This is a genomic window from Geosporobacter ferrireducens, from assembly GCF_001750685.1.
Lineage (GTDB): Bacteria > Bacillota > Clostridia > Peptostreptococcales > Thermotaleaceae > Geosporobacter > Geosporobacter ferrireducens.
This window is the reverse complement of the sequence record NZ_CP017269.1, coordinates 4415244-4435153: the sequence shown is the minus strand read 5'-3', so window position 1 is coordinate 4435153 and position 19910 is coordinate 4415244. Positions and strand designations below refer to the sequence as shown.

The 19910-nt window shown below is 41.4% G+C and carries 17 protein-coding genes and 1 riboswitch; of the genes, 4 read left to right on the top strand and 13 right to left on the bottom strand.

The genetic code is table 11. From position 1 onward, the window contains the following. Positions 1 to 3 precede the first annotated feature (3 nt). The 8 genes from Gferi_RS20805 to Gferi_RS20770 all read right to left on the bottom strand — a co-directional run bounded on the left by Gferi_RS20805 (position 4) and on the right by Gferi_RS20770 (position 8856). Positions 4 to 681, bottom strand: coding sequence for an ABC transporter permease (locus Gferi_RS20805; protein ID WP_083273677.1), 678 nt, complete (start codon positions 679 to 681; stop codon positions 4 to 6). Positions 682 to 696: 15 nt separating this feature from the next. Then, complete coding sequence (locus tag Gferi_RS20800) at positions 697 to 1581, bottom strand: substrate-binding domain-containing protein (RefSeq protein ID WP_069979913.1); 885 nt, start codon at positions 1579 to 1581, stop codon at positions 697 to 699. 64 nt (positions 1582 to 1645) lie between these two features. Beyond that, a riboswitch (molybdenum cofactor riboswitch) is annotated at positions 1646 to 1764 on the bottom strand. 51 nt (positions 1765 to 1815) lie between these two features. Next, positions 1816 to 2619 carry a formate dehydrogenase accessory sulfurtransferase FdhD gene (gene fdhD, locus Gferi_RS20795; RefSeq protein ID WP_069979912.1) on the bottom strand — a complete coding sequence of 268 codons (804 nt, stop codon included), beginning with the start codon at positions 2617 to 2619 and terminating at the stop codon, positions 1816 to 1818. After that, entirely contained in the window at positions 2597 to 3232 is a 636-nt protein-coding gene (gene mobA, locus Gferi_RS20790) for a molybdenum cofactor guanylyltransferase (protein WP_069979910.1), read from the bottom strand. Before mobA ends, fdhD begins: the two co-directional genes overlap by 23 nt. A 113-nt stretch (positions 3233 to 3345) precedes the next feature. After that, positions 3346 to 6072: a formate dehydrogenase subunit alpha gene (fdhF, locus tag Gferi_RS20785; RefSeq protein WP_083273676.1), complete on the bottom strand. Its 2727-nt coding sequence runs from the start codon at positions 6070 to 6072 to the stop codon at positions 3346 to 3348. Positions 6073 to 6133: 61 nt separating this feature from the next. After that, the gene (nuoF, locus tag Gferi_RS20780) at positions 6134 to 7930 is read right to left on the bottom strand and encodes an NADH-quinone oxidoreductase subunit NuoF (protein ID WP_069979908.1); all 1797 of its coding nucleotides are present in this window, start codon (positions 7928 to 7930) and stop codon (positions 6134 to 6136) included. Positions 7931 to 7964: 34 nt separating this feature from the next. Beyond that, positions 7965 to 8330: a (2Fe-2S) ferredoxin domain-containing protein gene (locus tag Gferi_RS20775; RefSeq protein WP_069979906.1), complete on the bottom strand. Its 366-nt coding sequence runs from the start codon at positions 8328 to 8330 to the stop codon at positions 7965 to 7967. A gap of 52 nt (positions 8331 to 8382) precedes the next feature. Beyond that, a complete protein-coding gene (locus Gferi_RS20770; RefSeq protein WP_069979904.1) occupies positions 8383 to 8856 on the bottom strand; it encodes an NADH-quinone oxidoreductase subunit NuoE family protein in 474 nt (157 codons plus the stop codon). Between the two features lie 262 nt (positions 8857 to 9118). On the opposite strand from Gferi_RS20770, the gene Gferi_RS20765 reads away from it, so the two are divergent. From Gferi_RS20765 to Gferi_RS20750, 4 genes are all read left to right on the top strand, one after another. Continuing rightward, entirely contained in the window at positions 9119 to 11077 is a 1959-nt protein-coding gene (locus tag Gferi_RS20765; RefSeq protein ID WP_156782450.1) for a sigma-54-dependent Fis family transcriptional regulator, read from the top strand. Positions 11078 to 11105: 28 nt separating this feature from the next. Next, a complete protein-coding gene (locus Gferi_RS20760) occupies positions 11106 to 11783 on the top strand; it encodes a HesA/MoeB/ThiF family protein (protein WP_069979902.1) in 678 nt (225 codons plus the stop codon). Positions 11784 to 11904: 121 nt separating this feature from the next. Next, positions 11905 to 12396, top strand: a complete 492-nt coding sequence (locus tag Gferi_RS20755; RefSeq protein ID WP_069979900.1) for a MogA/MoaB family molybdenum cofactor biosynthesis protein — start codon at positions 11905 to 11907, stop codon at positions 12394 to 12396. Between the two features lie 105 nt (positions 12397 to 12501). Further along, a complete protein-coding gene (locus tag Gferi_RS20750) occupies positions 12502 to 12885 on the top strand; it encodes a hypothetical protein (RefSeq protein ID WP_069979899.1) in 384 nt (127 codons plus the stop codon). 149 nt (positions 12886 to 13034) lie between these two features. Here Gferi_RS20750 and hprK read toward each other — a convergent pair whose 3' ends face one another. The 5 genes from hprK to hydG all read right to left on the bottom strand — a co-directional run bounded on the left by hprK (position 13035) and on the right by hydG (position 19908). Next, complete coding sequence (hprK, locus tag Gferi_RS20745) at positions 13035 to 13958, bottom strand: HPr(Ser) kinase/phosphatase (RefSeq protein WP_083273675.1); 924 nt, start codon at positions 13956 to 13958, stop codon at positions 13035 to 13037. 9 nt (positions 13959 to 13967) lie between these two features. Next, positions 13968 to 15833, bottom strand: a complete 1866-nt coding sequence (uvrC, locus tag Gferi_RS20740; protein ID WP_069979898.1) for an excinuclease ABC subunit UvrC — start codon at positions 15831 to 15833, stop codon at positions 13968 to 13970. Positions 15834 to 15976: 143 nt separating this feature from the next. Further along, positions 15977 to 17209: a [FeFe] hydrogenase H-cluster maturation GTPase HydF gene (gene hydF / locus Gferi_RS20735; protein WP_069979897.1), complete on the bottom strand. Its 1233-nt coding sequence runs from the start codon at positions 17207 to 17209 to the stop codon at positions 15977 to 15979. Continuing rightward, positions 17184 to 18521: a [FeFe] hydrogenase H-cluster radical SAM maturase HydE gene (gene hydE / locus Gferi_RS20730; RefSeq protein WP_069979896.1), complete on the bottom strand. Its 1338-nt coding sequence runs from the start codon at positions 18519 to 18521 to the stop codon at positions 17184 to 17186. Before hydE ends, hydF begins: the two co-directional genes overlap by 26 nt. Positions 18522 to 18534: 13 nt before the next feature. Then, positions 18535 to 19908, bottom strand: coding sequence for a [FeFe] hydrogenase H-cluster radical SAM maturase HydG (hydG, locus tag Gferi_RS20725; RefSeq protein ID WP_069979895.1), 1374 nt, complete (start codon positions 19906 to 19908; stop codon positions 18535 to 18537). Positions 19909 to 19910: the final 2 nt, after the last annotated feature.

The window sequence follows — 19910 nt, the reverse complement described above, 5'->3', positions numbered from 1 at the left end:
ATTCTACGCTCCCTGTTGGAAATGATATAAAATAGAGTTTATTAAAAAGGATATTGCCAATAAAACAATACCAATGGCAATCGCCGTAGAATAATCTCCCATACTCTGCAGCATAGCAATGGTGGTAGTCATGACCCGTGTATGTCCTTTGATATTTCCTCCTACAATCATTACTGCACCTACTTCTGAGACAGCTCTGCCATAGCCCGTAACCAGGGCGGACAGAATATTGATCCGCAGTTCCCTGATCAATAGAAGCATGGTCTGCCCAGGGCTGGCTCCTAAGGTTTTCACCGTATTTCCCATCTCCTTGGTTCCATTGTAAACAATACCAATTATAATCGGTGTAATTAAACAGGTTTGTGCAATAATCATAGCAGCAGGTGTATATACCAGTCCCAGAAAACCCAAGGGCCCTTTTCTAGAGATTAAAAGAAATACAACTAAACCGGCAATCACAGGCGGAATACTCATCATTGTATAAAGAAACCTGACAACAATCCTTTTGAGTGGAAAATTCTTTATACCGATGAAAACACCTATTGGCACCCCCAGAATAGAAGAAATAAAAGTAGCAGTGAGAGAAACATAGAGGGAGAGCATAATAATTTTATATACTTCTTGATCTAAAGAAAGCAATAGATTAATTGCCTGTTGTACTCCTGTCCATATTTCGCTCATTCTAGTCACTCCTATTTACTGTTTTCCGTTGGGTATGAACAAGGACTGCCCATACTGTTCTTTTCCGAAGGCTGCAATGAATTCCTGCCCCTTTTCCGAAAGAATCCAGTTGATAAAGACCTGAGCCCCTTCACTGTTGATTTTATCATTTTTATTGGGATTTACAGCAATGACGCCATACTGATTAAAAAGTCTGCTGTCTCCTTCTACAAGAATCTCTAAACCTACTTTGTCTCTCATGGAAAGATAGGTAGCCCTGTCAGACAAAGTATATCCTTGAACCTCATGGGTCATCAGAATCACTTCTCCCATACCTCTGCCCACAGAAAGATACCAGTCTCCGGCAGGTTCCACATTCATCTCCTTCCAGAGCGCGATCTCTGCCTTGTGTGTTCCTGAATCATCCCCTCTGGATAAAAACTTTCTTTTTTGCTCGTGAATTAACTGAACCGCCGCGGTGATATCACTGCCAGCCTTTTCTTTGATTTGCAGCGGATCTTCCTTGGGTCCGATTAAAATGAAATCGTTATACATTACATCAAAGCGCTCTAAACCATGTCCAGCCTTTACAAACTCTTCTTCAGCGCTCTTCGCATGAGCCAACAATACATCTGCTTCGCCATCTTCCCCTAATTTCAGTGTCTGCCCTGTTCCTACAGCAACTACCTTTACATCAATCCCTGTATCTTCTTTGAACTTTGGCAACAGAAAGGTTAATAGTCCGCTGTTCTCCGTGCTGGTAGTCGTAGCCATCATTAGGCTCCCCGCATCTTCTCCAGACTTTTCCTGCACTACAGGCTGTTCAGGAACTACAGCAGGTTTTGCACATCCTATCCCTGCCAGGATTATAAAAACGGTTACTAAGATCAAAGTCATACCCTTGTTTCTCCACAATTGCATCTTTTATCCTCCAATCTGCCGGTTACAGGTAGAAAAAAAACAATCCTCGAAAGGATTGTATAGATTGTTGTCGAATCCTTTTCCTTTCCAATCACGGGAGGCATAAGAATTTCTCCTGATACCCATTGGTTATATTTTCATGGCTTTCACTTTAGAAAATATAACTCGGAAATTTTTTAATCGTTTAAATATTTAATTCATTATCAAAATTATAGCATGTCTAGGTCAAAAAAACTATTCCTCCATATTCTTACCATCAAAAATTATCCGTTCTTCGTCCGTATAGACGTTCATTTTTCCACCTCGGGCAAACCCAATCACGGTTATTCCAAGATTTTCAGCAAGTGCTAAAGAAAGACCGGTTGGTGCTGACCTGGATACGACAACAGGAATTTCTCTCTTTGCAGCCTTAATCAGCATCTCTGAAGATATTCTCCCACTGGTAATCACAACCTTGTTCTTCAAATCTATATCCTTTAAAAATGCTTCTCCAATCATTTTATCTAATGCATTGTGACGTCCCACATCTTCGTGAAATAATAACAGATCTTTTCCATCACTAAGGCATGCACTGTGTACACCGCCAGTCTTTAGAAATAGTTCCGAAGCCTTGTTAAACTGATGCATCTGCTGCATCAATTGAGAAGCAGAAAGCTTTAAGTCGCTATGGATGCGTTTACTCTGAAAGGAATCTACCACATTATAGAAAATCGTCCCTTTTCCGCAACCCGTGGTCATCGTTCTTTTGCCAAGGAGTTCTTTTGCCAATAAGCTTTTTCGGAGGGTTTCAATCTCAATCCTTCCCTTTTCTTCATCTAAGTGCCAGTGCAGCAAATCTTTTTTGTGGTGGATAAGCCCTTCGGACAACAGAAAGCCTATGGCTAAATAATCCAGTGCCTTTGGAGAACACAACAGGGTGATTAGTTCCTCCCTATTTACAAAAACAGTAAAGGGGTATTCAACAATCACGTCATCCACCAGAGTTTCTACAAGTCCCCGGTCATACTTTTGCAACTCAACCTTTTTTATACACTCCACCCGACTCACTCCTTTTTGCAGCTGCTAGGTAACGCTTCACATCTTCTTCCGTATTTAAATTTATAAACATTTCCCATTCAGGGCTGAATTTCCTGGCTATATACTCTTCAATGTACAATACCTCAGCTTCTTTTAACAATGTAAGAATTCTATGTTCATGCTGCTGCATCTTTTCTTCTATTTTAGAGATCAAGGTTTTTCCATAAAATCCATTGAAGGGCTCCAGCCATTCTCCCAGCATTGTCACTACCGCCTCAAGCTCCTTTTCAGATGCCGCAATCAAATCTTTCATATATTGAATATATTTCATATCCATATAGGGCATATCACAGGCAATAACATAGCTGTACCGGCTGCTGGAGGCTTTTAACCCGGCGTGAATTCCTCCTAATGGCCCAAAATTCTTTTTCTCATCCTCCACGATAATACAAGGGCTATTCTTATAATGGGCCGGGGTATTGGTAACAATGATGATTTCTTGAAAGATTTTTGATAACTGCTCAATTTGTTTTATAATCAGAGGTTGTTTCCCAATAGACAACAATTGCTTATCAAAACCCATTCTTGAACTTTTTCCTCCGGCTAAAATAATTGCTGTATCCGTTATTTTCATAAAGTCCCCCCTTGCAGTTCTTGTGTCTATTCTATCAAAAGCATTCTTCTAAGAAAAGAACTAAAAAAGAGATCAGTCAAAAGAGAGATGTCCGCAGGGACATCTCTCTTTTATTAACCAATATAAGCTGCTGCCGCGTAGCTTCGCAGTCCGTCTAATTCTGTTTTTGATAATTTTTCCACTATTACCGCACAAACTTTTAATTCCGGTGTCTTGCAAGTCGGATCGATTGCTGTATTGGTCAGCATATTGGCAGCACCCATTGCATAGTGGAAAGGCATAAATACTACCTTCCTCTCTACGGTATCCACAACCTTTGCCCTTGTTAAAATACTGCCCCGACGAGAAGATACCCGCACGTACTCTCCATCCTGAATCTTTAATGAAGATGCAGTAGCCGGATGAATCTCTATATAACTTTCCGGTGCCATTCTATTTAAGCCGTCAACTTTCCCGGTCATGGTTCTTGTATGATAATGATAAAGAATTCGACCTGTAGTAAGAATCAACGGATAGTCTTGGTCAATCTCTTCTGCAGGGGCCTTATGCTCCAATGCCATAAATAATCCTTTTCCCCTGGCAAAGCTTCCACTGTGTAGGAACTTGGTACCCGGATGCTCCTTAGTAGGACAAGGCCACTGCAACCCTTTTTCTTCAATTCTATCATAGTCAATTCCTGCGTAGGATGGTGTTACTGATGCAATTTCATCCATGATTTCTGAAGGCTGTTTATAAACTTTACTGCACCCAAGCCTGTTCATCAATTCCATCATGATCATCCAGTCTGGCTTGGCATTTCCTACAGGTTCAACAGCTCGCCGTACTCTTTGTACCCGTCTTTCCGTATTGCTAAAGGTTCCATCCTTTTCTGCAAAAGAGGTGGCAGGCAACACTACATCTGCAAACTGTGCCGTTTCCGTCATGAAAATATCCTGTACTACCAAAAACTCCGTATGCTCTAAAGCATGCTTCACATGGGTAGTATCCGGGTCTGATACCATAGGGTTTTCTCCCATGATATATAGGAATTTAATATCTCCATGACCGGCAGCATTCATAATTTCAGAAACCGTTAGTCCTGGCTTTGTGGGCAGTACAGCTCCCCATGCCTTTTCGAACTTCTCGGTCACCTCCGGTTTGTTAACCGGCTGATAACCGGGATATACGTTCGGCAGTGCACCCATATCACAGGCTCCCTGTACGTTATTTTGTCCTCTTAACGGATTCACACCTGTTGATTCCCTGCCAATATGACCACACAGCATTGCCAGATTTGAAACAGACATTACATTATGAACACCATTGGTATGCTGTGTAATTCCCATACAATAGAAGATGCTTGCTTTCGCTGCCTGTGCATATAGCCTTGCAGCCCTTCGAATATCCTCCGCATCTACTTCGCAAATCTCAGAGACTCTTTCTGGGGTATATGCTTTCACCATTTTTTCAAGCTCTTCAAAATTTTCTGTTCTCTCTGCAATAAAGGTCTTATTCTGTAGTCCTTCCTCCAGTATAACATGCATCATCCCATTGAATAAGGCTACATTGGTTCCCGGTTTAATCTGAATAAAAACTTCCGCATCCCTGGCTAAATCAATTTTTCTTGGTTCTGCCACGATTAGCTTAGCACCTCTTTGAATTGCCTGTCGGATCTTCGCTCCAATTACCGGATGACTTTCCGTCGTATTCGATCCCGTTACAAATATCACATCTGTATCCAGCACCTCATTGATGCTGTTTGTCATGGCACCACTGCCTAATGTTGTTGCAAGACCTGCAACCGTAGCTGCATGTCAGAGGCGTGCACAGTGGTCTATATTGTTCGTACCAATTACGGCTCTAAACAGCTTTTGCATCAAATAATTTTCTTCATTGGTACAACGGGCTGAACTAAGCCCTGCCAATGCATCTGCTCCATATTGGTCCTTTGTATTCTTTATTTTGTCCGCAATCAATGCATAAGCTTCCGCCCAGGTTGCTTCCTTAAATCGTCCGTTTTTCTTAATCAATGGCGTCTTTAAACGATCCGGATGATTGACAAAATTGTATCCAAATTTTCCTTTTACACATAGCAACCCATCATTGGAGGGCCCATCTGCCGGTTTTACATCTACAATCTTATTATCCTTTACCACTAAATCCATTTGACAGCCTACGCCACAATAAGAACAAGTGGTGCGAACTTTTTGTGTTTCCCAATATCTAAACCGCTCTTTACTCTTCGGCATTAATGCACCAACAGGACAGACTGACACACAGTTGCCGCAGGATACACAATTGGAATGCTCCATTCCCTTATCAAAGGGGGCACCTACGTGGGTATCAAAGCCTCTTTCCAATTGTCCGATGGCCCCTGTACATTGAAGTTCATTACAGACCCTCACACATTTACCGCATAGAATACATTTATTTTGATTATTACTGTAGAAATGATTGCTGTCATCAACTGGATAGTTTTTCTTTATACCGCCGAAAGGACCTTCCTTTACATCATACTGATAGCAATAGTCTTGAAGTTTACAATTACCGGCTTTCTCACAGGTTAGACAATCCAGCGGATGGTTTTCAATCATCAGCTCCAAAATTTCTTTTCTCGTTTTGCCAACCTTTTCACTATCTGTATATAAGACCATTCCCTCAGCTGCTGGAGTCGTACAGGCAGTCATCAAATTTCTTGCTCCTTCTACTTCAACAACACAGATTCTACATGCCCCATGGGGTACTAGCCTTTTATCGTGGCAGAAGGTAGGAATCTGGATTCCAAGCTGTTCAGCAGCCTGAAGGATGGTAGAACCGTCTTCTACCTGCACCTTCTGATCATTTATGGTTATCGTAATCATCTGCTCTTCCCCTTTTCAATATTTTTCTGTTATGAAAGAATTGATTGCTCGCACCATTTATCTATTTTCTCTCAATTGCTTTGAAAGGACAAGCTTCCATACAGGCACCACACTTGATACATTGTTCCTGTCGAATCTTATAGACCTCTTTTCCCTTCACGCCATCAATACAGCTGACAGGACATTTATTCGCACAGATTCCGCATTTTTTACAAGCTTCCGGTATTACCCTATAAGATAATAGTGCTTGGCATACCCCTGCTGGGCACTTTTTATCATGAACATGGGCTTCATACTCTTTCCTGAAATATCTTAGGGTTGATAATACCGGGTTCGGAGCTGTCTGACCCAACCCACATAGAGAGGAGGTTTTAATTGTATTGGCCAAACTCTCCAGTTTTTCGATATCAGCAACTGTCCCCTTTCCTTGTGTTATCTTTTCAAGAATCTCTAGCATTCGTTTCGTACCTTCACGGCAAGGGGTACATTTGCCACAGGACTCATCTACGGTAAAATCCAGGAAGAATCTTGCAATGTCTACCATACAATTGTCTTCATCCATGACAATCATTCCACCGGAACCCATCATGGAACCCAGTGCAATCAAATTATCGTAATCAATCGGTGTGTCCAGATAGTCTGCCGTAATGCATCCTCCGGAAGGTCCCCCTGTTTGCACCGCCTTAAAGGCTTTTCCATTGGGAATGCCGCCACCTACATCAAAAATTACTTCTCTAAGGGTTGTTCCCATTGGAATTTCTAAAAGTCCGGTATTATTAATCTTTCCACCCAATGCAAATACTTTCGTTCCTTTTGATTTTTCCGTGCCTATCCCTGCAAACCAGTCAGACCCTTTTAAAATAATCTGCGGTATGTTCGCATAAGTCTCTACATTATTTAGTAGTGTCGGCTTTTGCCATAATCCCTTTACTGCCGGGAAAGGAGGTCTCGGTCTCGGCATCCCCCGCTTGCCTTCAATGGAGTTTAACAGTGCAGTTTCTTCTCCGCAAACAAAAGCGCCTGCCCCCAATCGAATCTCTAAATCAAAGCTAAAATCTGTATTAAATATATTTTTGCCCAGCAAACCATATTCTCTTGCCTGATTAATGGCGATCTGAAGTCTATGAACGGCTATGGGATACTCTGCTCTTACATATATGTATCCTTGACTGGCTCCTACAGCATATCCCGCTATAGCCATAGCCTCTATAACTGCATGGGGATCTCCCTCTAATACAGAACGATCCATAAAGGCACCCGGATCTCCTTCATCTGCATTACAGGCTACATATTTTTCATCACTCTGGGCGCGATAGGTAAACTCCCATTTTAGACCTGTAGGAAAGCCCCCGCCGCCGCGACCGCGCAGCCCGGATTTCTTTACAGTTTCAATGACATCCTCTGGCTGCATCTCTATAAGCACTTTACCTAAAGCCTTGTACCCGTCAAAGGCAATATATTCTGTGACGTCTTCCGGATTAATAACACCGCAATTTCTAAGCGCAACCCGCTGCTGCTTTTTATAAAAATCCACCTCATTAATAGAACGGACTTTATTATCTACCATAGCTTCTTTAAATAACAAATCTGTAACGATTCTCCCTTTTAGCAGATGCTCCTCAGTAATCCGTGTTACATCTTTTACCTTTACATGGCTGTAAAATGCACCCTCCGGGTAGATAATCACAATGGGACCCGCTTCGCAAAGTCCAAAGCAGCCGGTCCTAACCAATTTTACTTCCTTTGTCAGGTTATACTTGCTTAACTCAGCACGAAAGACCTCTTCAATATTTTTAGAACCTGAGGAAGTACACCCTGTACCGCCACAGATTAAAACATGTGATCGAAATAATTCCATGTTTCACCCTCCCTCATCATGTGATTTCTACTGCTTAGTTTGCTGCTCCAATTGTATATTCATCAATAACCGTTCCGTTTACAATATGCTCAAGGATTACTCTTTTTGCTTTTTCCGCATTCATTTCTACATAGGTTACCTTCTCCTGGCCCGGCCGATATACTTCTACGATTGGCTCTAATCTACAGACTCCGATGCAACCGGTCTGACTGACCACAACCTCTTTCAGATTTCTTTTTTTCACTTCCTCAACCAGTGTCATCAACACGGGTCTTGCCCCTGCTGAAATTCCACAGGTAGCCATCCCAACTACGATCCTAGTCCCCTCTCGATCGTGTCGAATATCTACTTTTTTCAACGCCTCTTCCCGAATCTTTGCTAATTCTTCTAAAGATTTCATTCCCAATCCCTCCTCTTAAAATCACCAACACCCTTGCGCGCTTATAGGTTTCTTAATATTTTGCAATGATTCCCGGCACATCTGCTTCTATCAATCTCCCGTATACATCCTCATTTACAGTCAAAACCGGTGCCAAGCCACATGCACCAATACATCTCGTTGCCTCCAATGAAAATTTGCCATCCGGCGAAGTCGCACCAATTTCTACATTTACCTCTCGCTTAATTCTTTCGATGATTTTTTGTGCCCCCTTTACATAGCAGGCAGTCCCTAAGCATACGCCAATGGTATACTCTCCTTTTGGTTCCAGGGTAAACTGAGAATAAAATGTAACAACACCATAAATTTCGGCCATCGGCACATTTAGTTCCTCTGAAATCCTTTTCTGAACTTCCAGTGGAAGACATCCAAAAATCTTTTGCCCTTCATGCAGGATTGGCATCAAGGCTCCTTTTTTCCCTTTATGCTGACAGATAATCTCATTCAGCTTCGTGTAATTCTCTTGTGTTAGAATTTCTCTTCCCATAGTACCTCCCCCTTTGTTATAAAGCATATTATTTCATTTTACATCTTATATTGTATATTGTATTTTGAATTGACATATATTTGTCAAGAGTCATCCTTATTATAACACTTAAGCTTCCTTCCTGTTTAGTACTTTTATCAAATTCTTTGGAAAATTTTATACATTTATCTGCCTTACTAATTTTAACTTATTGTACCTTCTTTAAAAATGATATAATGGAATTAAATTAAAAATATACAAATGATCTTTGGAGGCGTTGTCATTGAAAAACAATGTAAACGTTATACTTGAAAAGTCTTATATTGAGCGTTCCCATCACCGTTGTGGACAAATGGGCATTGAGCGTTCTCAAATTTTCAGCAGCAACATTATTGTAGGTGATTTTTTGCAAAAGAAGCTGGAAGAAAACAGAAACCTGATTCTTACAGCAGAACCCTTTATGAATCAATTATATAATTTTGTTAAGGGATCAAACTTTTTTGCAATTCTTACCGATGGTACAGGCTGCATTCTCAGTGTCATTGGTGATGAAGGTATTTTATCAGAAGCTTTTGCATTAGAAATGATTCCCGGTGCTTCTATGGATGAAGCACATATTGGTACCAACGCTATGGGCACAGCGATTGCAGAGGGTATACCTGTGCAGGTTTCAGGAAAGGAACACTATATTCAAGCCTATCACCGCTGGACCTGTTCTGCCTCTCCAATACGCAATCCCAAAGGTGAAATTATTGGTACGCTTGATTTAACAGGCTACAGTGACCTCGTGCACTCCCATACGCTAGGCATGGTGGTAGCAGCCGCCAATGCGATTGAAAGAATGCTGGAAGTTAAAAGCTATAATGATGAACTCGCTATTGCGAAAAATCATATAGAAACCATTATTGACTCTATTCCTGCTGGAATACTTACCTCCGACTTGGATGGCAAGATCAAGGCCATAAACAAATCTGTCACGGATATATTTGGCTATGATGAAAAAGAAATGCAACAAATGAAAATATGGGACCTGTTTGAAGGCTGGACCCACGTCAAGGACCACCTTATTGGAAAACACACCTTTATTGATGAAGATGTTTATGTGAATGCGCGAAAAAATAAACTACAGTTAAACCTCAGCGCTTACCCTATATGGGATGGAGAGGGTACTGTACGGGAAATTATATATGTTTTTAAAGAAGTAAAAAAAGCTAGAAAGCTTACAACAAGAATTATCGGCAGGCAAGCCATATATACCTTCGACAAAATTATCGGAAAAAATGATCGCTTTATACAGACGATTGAATACGCGAAAAAAATTGCAGACAGCAAATCTACGATTCTGATCATGGGAGAAAGTGGTACAGGCAAAGAAGTTTTTGCACAATCTATTCATAATTACAGCAGCCGTAAAGAAGAGTCCTTTATCGCTGTAAACTGCGGCGCAATTCCTCGTAATCTAATCGAATCGGAGCTTTTCGGATACGAAGAAGGTGCTTTTACAGGAGCCCGAAAGGGTGGAAATGCGGGTAAATTTGAAATGGCTGACGGGGGCACCATCTTTCTAGATGAAATTGGTGAGATGCCCATCGATATGCAGACCAATTTGCTCCGCGTTATTGAAGAAAGTACGGTTATTCGCGTAGGCGGTTCCAAGCAAATTCCGGTAAATGTCCGTATTATTGCCGCCACCAACAAAGACTTGCGCCAGGAAGTAGAAAAAGGTAATTTTAGAAAAGACTTGTACTATCGCCTTCATGTACTACCCATATATCTTTCCCCACTAAGGGAACGCAAGGATGATATCCCACTTTTGATTGAGTATTTCATGAATACATTATCAAAGCGTCTTAATAAAAGGCCTGTGGAAATTTCTACAGCCCATATGGAAAGTTTCATTCATTACCATTGGCCAGGCAATATCCGGGAATTAGAAAACTTAATTGAGTTAATTATTAATACGGAATATATTCCTCTTGATATAGCAACAGGTAATGACCAAAAGAAAATTCCCATCGCACCTGTTCAGGAAAATACCATGACACTAGATCAAGTAGAACATCATTATATTTTAAAGACACTGAAGAAATTTGGAGGGAATATTACCCTTTCTGCTGAGTCTTTAGGAATTGGCAGAAATACTTTATATCGGAAAATCGAAAAGTATAACATCGACTGCTCTTTTATGGAACAGCGTTCGTCAACAGAGCCGTCTCATCTTCACAATGTCGTTCCGTTTTAAAATATCTCTTTAAAAGGAGGTAGTTGGCTTGAAAAGATACAGCCGAAACATATCTACCCTCTCGCCCGCCGAGAATGAAAGCTTGAGCAAAATTCGCATTTGCGTGGTAGGCTGCGGCGGCCTTGGGGGACATATCATTGAAATGTTGGGCCGAATCGGAATCGGTTTCATTACAGCCATAGATGGCGATGTCTTTGAGGAATCCAATCTAAATCGCCAAATCTTATCAGATGTGCCCTCTTTAGGCCAGCCGAAGGCGATCAAGGCAAAGGAGAGAATGCTTTCTGTAAATCCACTCATTCATGTAGATCCCTTGGTTAAACGGGTAGATGCACAGAATGTTCTGGAAATTCTGCGCGGCCATAATCTTGTACTGGATGCCCTAGACAACATTGAGACCCGATTTATTCTTCAGGAAGCTGCAGAACAATTGAATATTCCTTTTATTCATGGAGCAATCGCTGGCTGGTATGGCCAAGTCACCACCATTTTTCCCGGCGATGATACATTGAACGATCTCTACCCGAATCGGCAAGCAAAGGGTTTAGAAAAAGAATTAGGCAATCCCTCCTTTACACCGGCATTGGTTGCTTCTATTCAAGTCAGTGAAGCCATTAAGGTGATCATTGGACGTGGTGAGCTGCTAAGGAAAAAGATTCTTTTTATCAATACCCTGGAACAGGAATATGATGTTATTCATTTATAGGTATCGTAGGGACAGACCTGCATATCTGTCCCCTTCATTTTCGGGACGGCAAACACAGACGGCCGTCTCCTTGTATCCATTGTAATAGAGAACAATCACATACATCAAAGGGAGGATTTTTATGTTTACACTAGGTATTATCATCTCCAGTGACAAGGGTTCCAAAGGTGAACGTGTTGACGAAAGCGGTAAGGTTATTCAGGAAATGATGAAGCAGCAGGGATATGAGATAAAAAAATATATTGTTCTTCCGGATGAAAAGGAACTCCTTGCAGCAGAGATGATCTATATGACGGATGAATTAGGCGTCGATCTGCTTCTAACCTCTGGCGGCACAGGTTTTTCAAAGAGGGATATCACGCCTGAAGCCACTTTAACCGTGGTAGAAAGACTAACTCCAGGAATTTCAGAAGCTATTCGTTACAACAGTCTCAAAATTACTCCAAGAGCGATGTTGTCCCGGGCCATATCGGGTATCCGAAAAGATACACTAATTATCAACTTACCTGGCAGTCCAAAGGCTGTACGGGAAAGCCTAGAATATATCATTCCCCACATTGGCCATGGTCTTGAGATCTTAAGGGGTTCAGCATCGGAATGTGCAAGAAAATAGGCCAAGTTATTTAAAAAACCTATTTATTGATGCTGGATCATAATATTTGCAAATGAATAAATCCATCCCCTCTAAATAGAATATTTTCTATAGGGGGGATTTTCTATGAAACAAAGACAGCATATATGGGTTAAAGAAGCATTTATCGGTCACGAATTATTGCATGCAAATAATAAACCCTTGAATAACAGTATTGTTTTTGCAGGTGCAGAACAAAAAGAACATGCTGAGGAATATAAGATTCATTTCATCCTCAATTATACTGCCAATCCAGCGATCGCCGCAGTAGGCTATGGTGTCAATATCTTCATCACCACTGTACCGGGTACACCCATCCGCTTTGAAAACCATTTTGGCATTACAGAAGATGCCTCGGCGCAATACAGACCTGAAGAGTATGTGGCTTATAAACAGTTTTACCGGGTAAAGCACATTCGCTTTCTTTCAATTGAAACAGATCATCTACAGTATGAAATCCATTGCTTATGATATAAAAAGAGCGTCGACGACTGCTATCGCAGTCTGAGCACCCTCCTTAGTACAGCAGGGGATTTCATCCCCTACAACCCCTATTTTTTATATAATAGAAAAGTAGAACTTTCCTACTTATATAAAAAATAGGCAGATTTCTCTGCCTTCTATTCTTCCTTATTAATATGGTTCATGAGTCTGGTATTTAGTTCTTCAGCCGCATTATAGCCCATTCGCCTCTGCCGGTGGTTTCTGGCAGCCACTTCTACAATCATAGCTAAGTTTCTTCCGGGCTTTATGGGAATCGTGTTCTTTGGAATATTACTGCCCAGGATATCCATAAACTCTTCATCCATTCCCAACCGGTCGTACTGCTTGTTATCATTCCAATTCTCCAACTCGATAACCATATCGATCTTTTTCTTGTTTCGAACGGCTCCCACACCGAAGAGCTTGACGATATCCAATATGCCGATTCCCCGTATCTCCATAAAGTGGCGGATCAATTCCGGTGCACATCCCACCACATTGGTATCATCAACTTTTTTAATTTCTACTGCATCATCAGCTACCAAACGATGTCCTCTCTTAATCAATTCCAATGCAGTCTCACTCTTTCCAACACCACTTTCTCCTAATATGAGAATGCCTACACCATATACTTCTACCAGTACCCCATGCCTTGTAATAACCGGTGCCAATTTATCATCCAAATAACTGGTGAGCTTACCGATAAGCCGGGTAGATGAAATATTGGTTCTTAGAACAGGCCTCAGGAACTTTTTTGCCGCATCCAAAATTTCCTCATGAACTTCTAGTCCTCTGCTGTAGATTACGCAGGGAACAGGGTGTGACAGCATCTCCTCAGCTCTTTTTTTTCGTACTTGAGGCGCTAGGGCACCAAAATACGTCCATTCTACCTTTCCGATTACCTGTACCCGTTCATAGGCAAAATACTTGTAAAATCCAGCCAACTGCAGTCCTGGCCGATTCACATCACTGATCTCGACTTTAACAGATTCTGTCTCCGGCATATATAGCACCTCTAAATCTAATTCCTCTGTTAGCTGTTTAATCCCCACATGTGCCAAGCAGATCACCTATCCTTTACGATTTAATAAAAACTGTTGTACTTGCAGTGCAGCTCCGCGATTCATGCCCTCCACCGCACCCAGCTCCTCCAATGAAGCTTTTTTAATTTTATCAATAGAGCCAAAGTGTCGAAGCAGTGCCACTCTTCGTTTTTCTCCAATACCGGGAATCTCGTCTAAAACTGACTGAACACTGGTTTTTCCCCGTAGGCTTTTATGGTAAGTAATAGCAAATCGATGGGCTTCCTCCTGGACTCTACCCACTAATTGGAAAGCATTGGGATACTGATTCAGTTCAATTTCTTCTCCTTGATAGATTAATCCCCTGGTACGGTGTCGATCATCCTTTACCATGCCCGCCAATGGAATGTCTACGCCTAAGGCATTTAGAACATCCCGAATTGCATTTAAATGGCCTAAGCCTCCATCAATTAAAATTAATTTTGGCATTTTCGAGAATTTTCCTTCCAAGTCCGCTATCCCTTTTTCTTTAATCATAGCTTGCTCTTCCAATCCTTTTCTAAATCGTCTGTAGACAACCTCCTGCATACTGCCGTAATCATTAGCCCCTTCAACGGTTTTAATTTTGAATCTTCGATAATCACTATTCTTAGGCTTTCCATTTTCAAATACAACCATGGAGGCAACGGAATCTGTGCCTTGTATATTGGATATATCAAAGGCTTCTATTCGATAGGGGATCTCACGAAGCTGCAGCAGTGTTGCCAATTCTTCCAGAGCGCCTACACTCTTCTCTTTATCTTTTATCAGCTTGTCCCTAAAATGCTCAAAAATCTCCCGGGCATTTTTACGTGCTAGATCCAGAAGCTCTTTTTTCTCTCCTCGAAGCGGATGTTTTATAAGCATTTTAGATCCTTTTATTGTAGAAAGCCACTGCTCCACTACCTGCTGATCCTCAAATTCCTCCTCAATCAGGATTTCTTTCGGTACAAAGGCCGTTCCCCCATAAAATTGCTTCATGAAAGAACTGAGAATTTCCCCTTGCCCATCCTCTACTTCACAATCCAGCATATAGTGTTCCCTGCCCATTAGCTTACCACCTCGTACAAAGAATACCATCACACATACTTCCTGGCCTTCTCTGGCAGAAGCAATAATATCCTGATCCACATCAGCTGCAACAACCACCTTCTGCTTCTCCATGATACTTTCGATCGCTTTCATTTGATCCCTATATTCCGCTGCTCTTTCAAAATCCATATTCTCTGCTGCCTTCTGCATCCGCCGCTCAAGCTCTTTCAGGAGTTCGTCCTGCTTTCCACTGAGGAATAGGATCACATCCTGAATCATCTTCATGTAATCCTCATGATGTACATCCCCTTTACAAGGTCCTAGACAACGATGAATATGATAATTCAAACAAGGCCTGTCATTGGCCTTCTCTAAATTCTTTCCACAAGTTCTTAATGGATAGAACTTCTTAAGAATTTCAAGGGTTTGATTCACTGCTCCCACGTTAATATAGGGACCAAAGTATCTGGCACCATCCTTTAGAACTCTTCTGGTTTTCAATACCCTAGGATATTTTTCCCCTAAGGTCACTTTTAGATAAGGATAGTGTTTATCATCCCTAAGCAAAATGTTATATTTAGGTCTGTGCTTTTTGATTAGATTGCTTTCCAGCATCAATGCTTCCACTTCAGAGTCGGTGATAATGTATTCAAATTCTACAATATTGGCTACCATTGCACGAACCTTAGCCGGATGGTTCTTAAGAGATTGGAAATATTGCCGTACTCTGTTTTTTAAAGAGATGGCTTTACCCACATAGATAATGCCGCCGCTTTCATCCTTCATTAAATAAACCCCGGGCTTTTCCGGAAGCTTTTTTAGCTGTTCATTAATATCAAACATATTTCATCCTCACATTCTAGCCTTGCATTGTTTCTATTATCTCTTCTTATTGTACCAAATTGTCTATGCCATTAGTAACACTATTTTTTATCTTAAATAAAAGTGACAGGCTACATTTCTTGCCGTATAGCCTGTCACTTTTACTATTCCTGTCGAAGCAACTTCAATACCTGCGGAAAAGGTTCCAGTGCCCGCTCTAACACGCCTGTAATATATCCGATCAACACTCCATAATTCACGATAGGTGTGTCATTCTCTATAGCCTGTTGAATGCGGAATTCCATTTCCTTAGGATTCAGCATGCAGCCACCGCAGTGAACGATCAACTGAAACTTTTTCATTTCCTCTGGCTCTGGATAATAAGTTCCAGAAGTCCATTCGAAATGGAGCTTTCCGCCTACGATTCCCTCAATCCACTTTGGAATTTTATCTTTTCCAATATCTCCTTCCTGGCGATGATGGGTACAGCCTTCGCAAATCAATACATGGTCTCCCGGCTTTAATCTCTTTATTTTCTTTGCTCCCAGCACCAATTCTTCTAATTCACCTTTATATCTCGCAAATAAAATTGAAAAGGAAGTCATCGGAATATCCTTCGGTGTAATTGCATTGACCTTCACGAAGGCTTGAGAATCCGTAATCACCATCTTCGGCTTCTTTCCCAGTGAGTCCAAGGTTTCCGCCAATTCCGTTTCACGGGTCATGATGGCAATGGCACCGTGATCAATCACATCACGGATCGTTTGCTGCTGAGGCAAAATCATTCTACCCTTTGGTGCAGCCTTATCGATTGGTGTTACCAGAACCACCAGGTCACGAGGTGCAATTAGATCTCCAACAATGACCTTTTCCTGTTTTTCAACCTTTGCCTGTAAAATCATTTGCTGTTTTAATTCCTCGATTCCATCTCTTCGCAGGGCACTGACTTTAACAAATGGAAAACCATACTTTTTCTCCCACCCTTGTATCAGTGTATCTTCCAGATTTTTTTCATCAGTTTTATTAATCACACCTACGATCGGAATCCTTTTTCCCTTGATGCGATCAATCACTTCTTCATCAAAGTCTGTAATTCCTTCATTTCCATTAATCACGACAACCGCTAACTCAGTTTTATTTAAAACCTTGTAGGTCTTTTTTACCCGAAGGTCTCCTAAAGTTCCTTCATCGTCAATCCCAGCTGTATCAATGATCACCACGGGCCCAATTGGCAGAATTTCCATCGTTTTATATACCGGATCCGTCGTCGTACCTGCAACCTCCGAAACCAATGCAATATCTTGATTGGTCAATGCATTGATTAAACTGGATTTTCCTGCATTCCTTTTACCAAAGATGGCAATATGAAGCCTATTGCTTCTGGGTGTCTCCTGCATCTATATTCCCCTCCACATCTATTTTAAGATAGCTTGGGAATTTTCTTCCCGTTACTTGAATCGCCCGAATCGCTGCATGCAAATCAATCATATTTTTATTGCTGTAAATTTGGTAATTATACCGGTACTTAGCCGGCGTATTGATCAACATTACCGTATTGGCCCCTGCTTGCAATGCCTTGATTTGTCCATCCGGATCTAGGGAAGCAAGTGCTGTGGTAGCAGGAATAAATACTCTTTTACATACAATCCGTGTTACTGCAACAGCTTTTAAAGTCATTTCTACGCTGCCAGCAGGATATTTCTCAAAAGGTGTACCCTTTGCCGGCAAAAAGGGTCCAATACCGATCATATTGATGCCCATCTCCTTAAAGAAGAGAATGTCCCGGGCAATATCCTCAGGACGTTGCCCCGGCAGTCCGATCATGCAGCCTGAACCGTTTAAGTATCCTAATTCACGGAGCCATTCAGAACATTTGGCACGCTCATCGTAATCATCATCGGGATGGATAAATTCAAAAATCTCACGATTGGTGGTCTCTATTTTCAGTAAATAATTATTTGCTCCGGCTTCTTTAAACCGTGCATATTCCTCTTGAGGCCTCTCACCAATACTTAAAGTAATCCGCATCCCGGTCTCTGTTTTAATTCGCTTGATTAATGCGATCATCTTTTCTGCTGTCCACCAGGAATCTTCACCGGACTGCAGAATAACCGTTTGCAACCCCATGGCATGAAGCTCATGAACAATTTCCATGATTTCATCCTCTGTCATCCGGTAGCGCTCTAGTGTGGGAAGACTCCTGCGAACTCCGCAGTATTTACAATCTTTCATGCACACATTTGAAAACTCTATAGCCCCTCGTACATCCACCACATCTCCTACGATCTCCTTACGCATCTGGTCCGCAGCGCTGAACAGGGCATCCATTTCTGCTTTTCGTTCTGTTTTAAGAAGCAGAATGATATCTTCATAGGAAAGTTCTTCTCCACTTTCAATCTTCTTCATAATCTTTATAAATGCTTCTGATAAAATATCCTGCTGCATCTTTTCTATTAGACCCGACAATCGTTTCGGTAAATCGGGATAAATCCCTTGAATCACAATGGCATTTTTTCTAAGCAGATCCTCCGCCAATGCAACAACGTCTTTTTTTACACGAATTGCAATGGCGCAAACAGAACCATACTCAGCTGGCGCCGGTACTAATGCGGTTTCAATACCTATATCCTTTAGCAGTTTGTCTCCACGAAGCATATGATTAGTAGAACCCGCCATAATCAAATAGTTCATAACTTCATTTTTCTGCATCTTTTCCTCCATTTTAGAGATATAAATCCCTTTCTCCCGCTTCGATCCGCTTTAGGCGTTCTATCGTAATTTTCTTAAGCTTTTCATCGGTAATCTTATCTAGTTCTTTTGCAATCATAATCTCACCTTTGACTCTTGTCTCTCCCGATGCATAATCTTCAAGGTTCTCCTTAAAAGTCAGAATGGCATTAGGCTGACAAAACTCGTGGATATGTGCGTCTTTAGCTAGTTCCATAAAAGCTTCACCGGTGCGCTTGGCACGATAACAAGCTGTACAAAAACTAGGCAAATGTCCTTGCTGGCAGATCACCTGCAGCATCTCATCCAGGCTTCTTTCATCTGAAGTCTCGAATTGCTCCCCATCATGATCTTTTTCTTCATACCCACCGGGGTTTGTTTTAGAACCAGCTGAAATCTGTGAAACTCCTAAGCTCAGGAGTTCATCCCTCAAAGCAGCGCCTTCCCTGGTTGATAAAATAATGCCTGTATAAGGAAGGGTCAAGCGATATACAGCCACAATCTTTTTCAATTCCCAATCAGCCACCGGATAAGGGGTTTCACGAATTGCAGAATCTAAAGCAGGTCTCAACCTTGGAATGGAAATGGTATGGGGCCCTACATGATATTTGTCATCCATATATTGAGAATGCATTAGAGAAGCTAATACATCAAATTTATAGTCATACAATCCCAAAAGAACACCAATACCAAAGTCATCTATTCCTGCTTCAAAGGCACGCTCTATGGCAGTAATCCTATACTCGTAATTAGACTTGGATCCACTCGGATGCATTTTTTGATAAGTCTCACGATGATAGGTTTCTTGAAATATCTGAAAGGTTCCGATTCCCGCAGCTTTTAGTTTTCTAAAGTCTTCTACCTCCATTGGGGCTGCATTTACATTGATTCTTCGAATGTCTGCACCTTGATAAATTGTCTTTACAGCCTCGGTGATATGGTCAATATGGGTTTTGGATTTATCCTCACCACATACCAGCAGAATCCGCTTATGCCCCTGATTCTCAATGGCTTTTGCCTCCTGTAAAATCTCCTTTGCCGTTAGCGTTCTCCGATGAAGCTTTCTATTTGCTGCCCGGAATCCGCAGTAAAGGCAATTATTTGTACAGGCATTGCTGGTGTACAGGGGTGCAAAAACAACAATCCTGCTTCCATAGATGTGTTCCTTGATTTCCTTAGCTGCTTCAAATAAAGCCTCCAGTTCATCCTGGTCTTCAATTTGAAGCAGAGCTGCAGCTTCTTCTAAAGTAAGTCCATAACAATCTCTTGCTTTCTCAATAAGCTCTAAGCGTTCTTTTTTTTCTACTTTTTTTCCCGTTTCCAACAGTTGATTAATTTTGTCTTCACGAATAACCTCATAGACTTTCATAT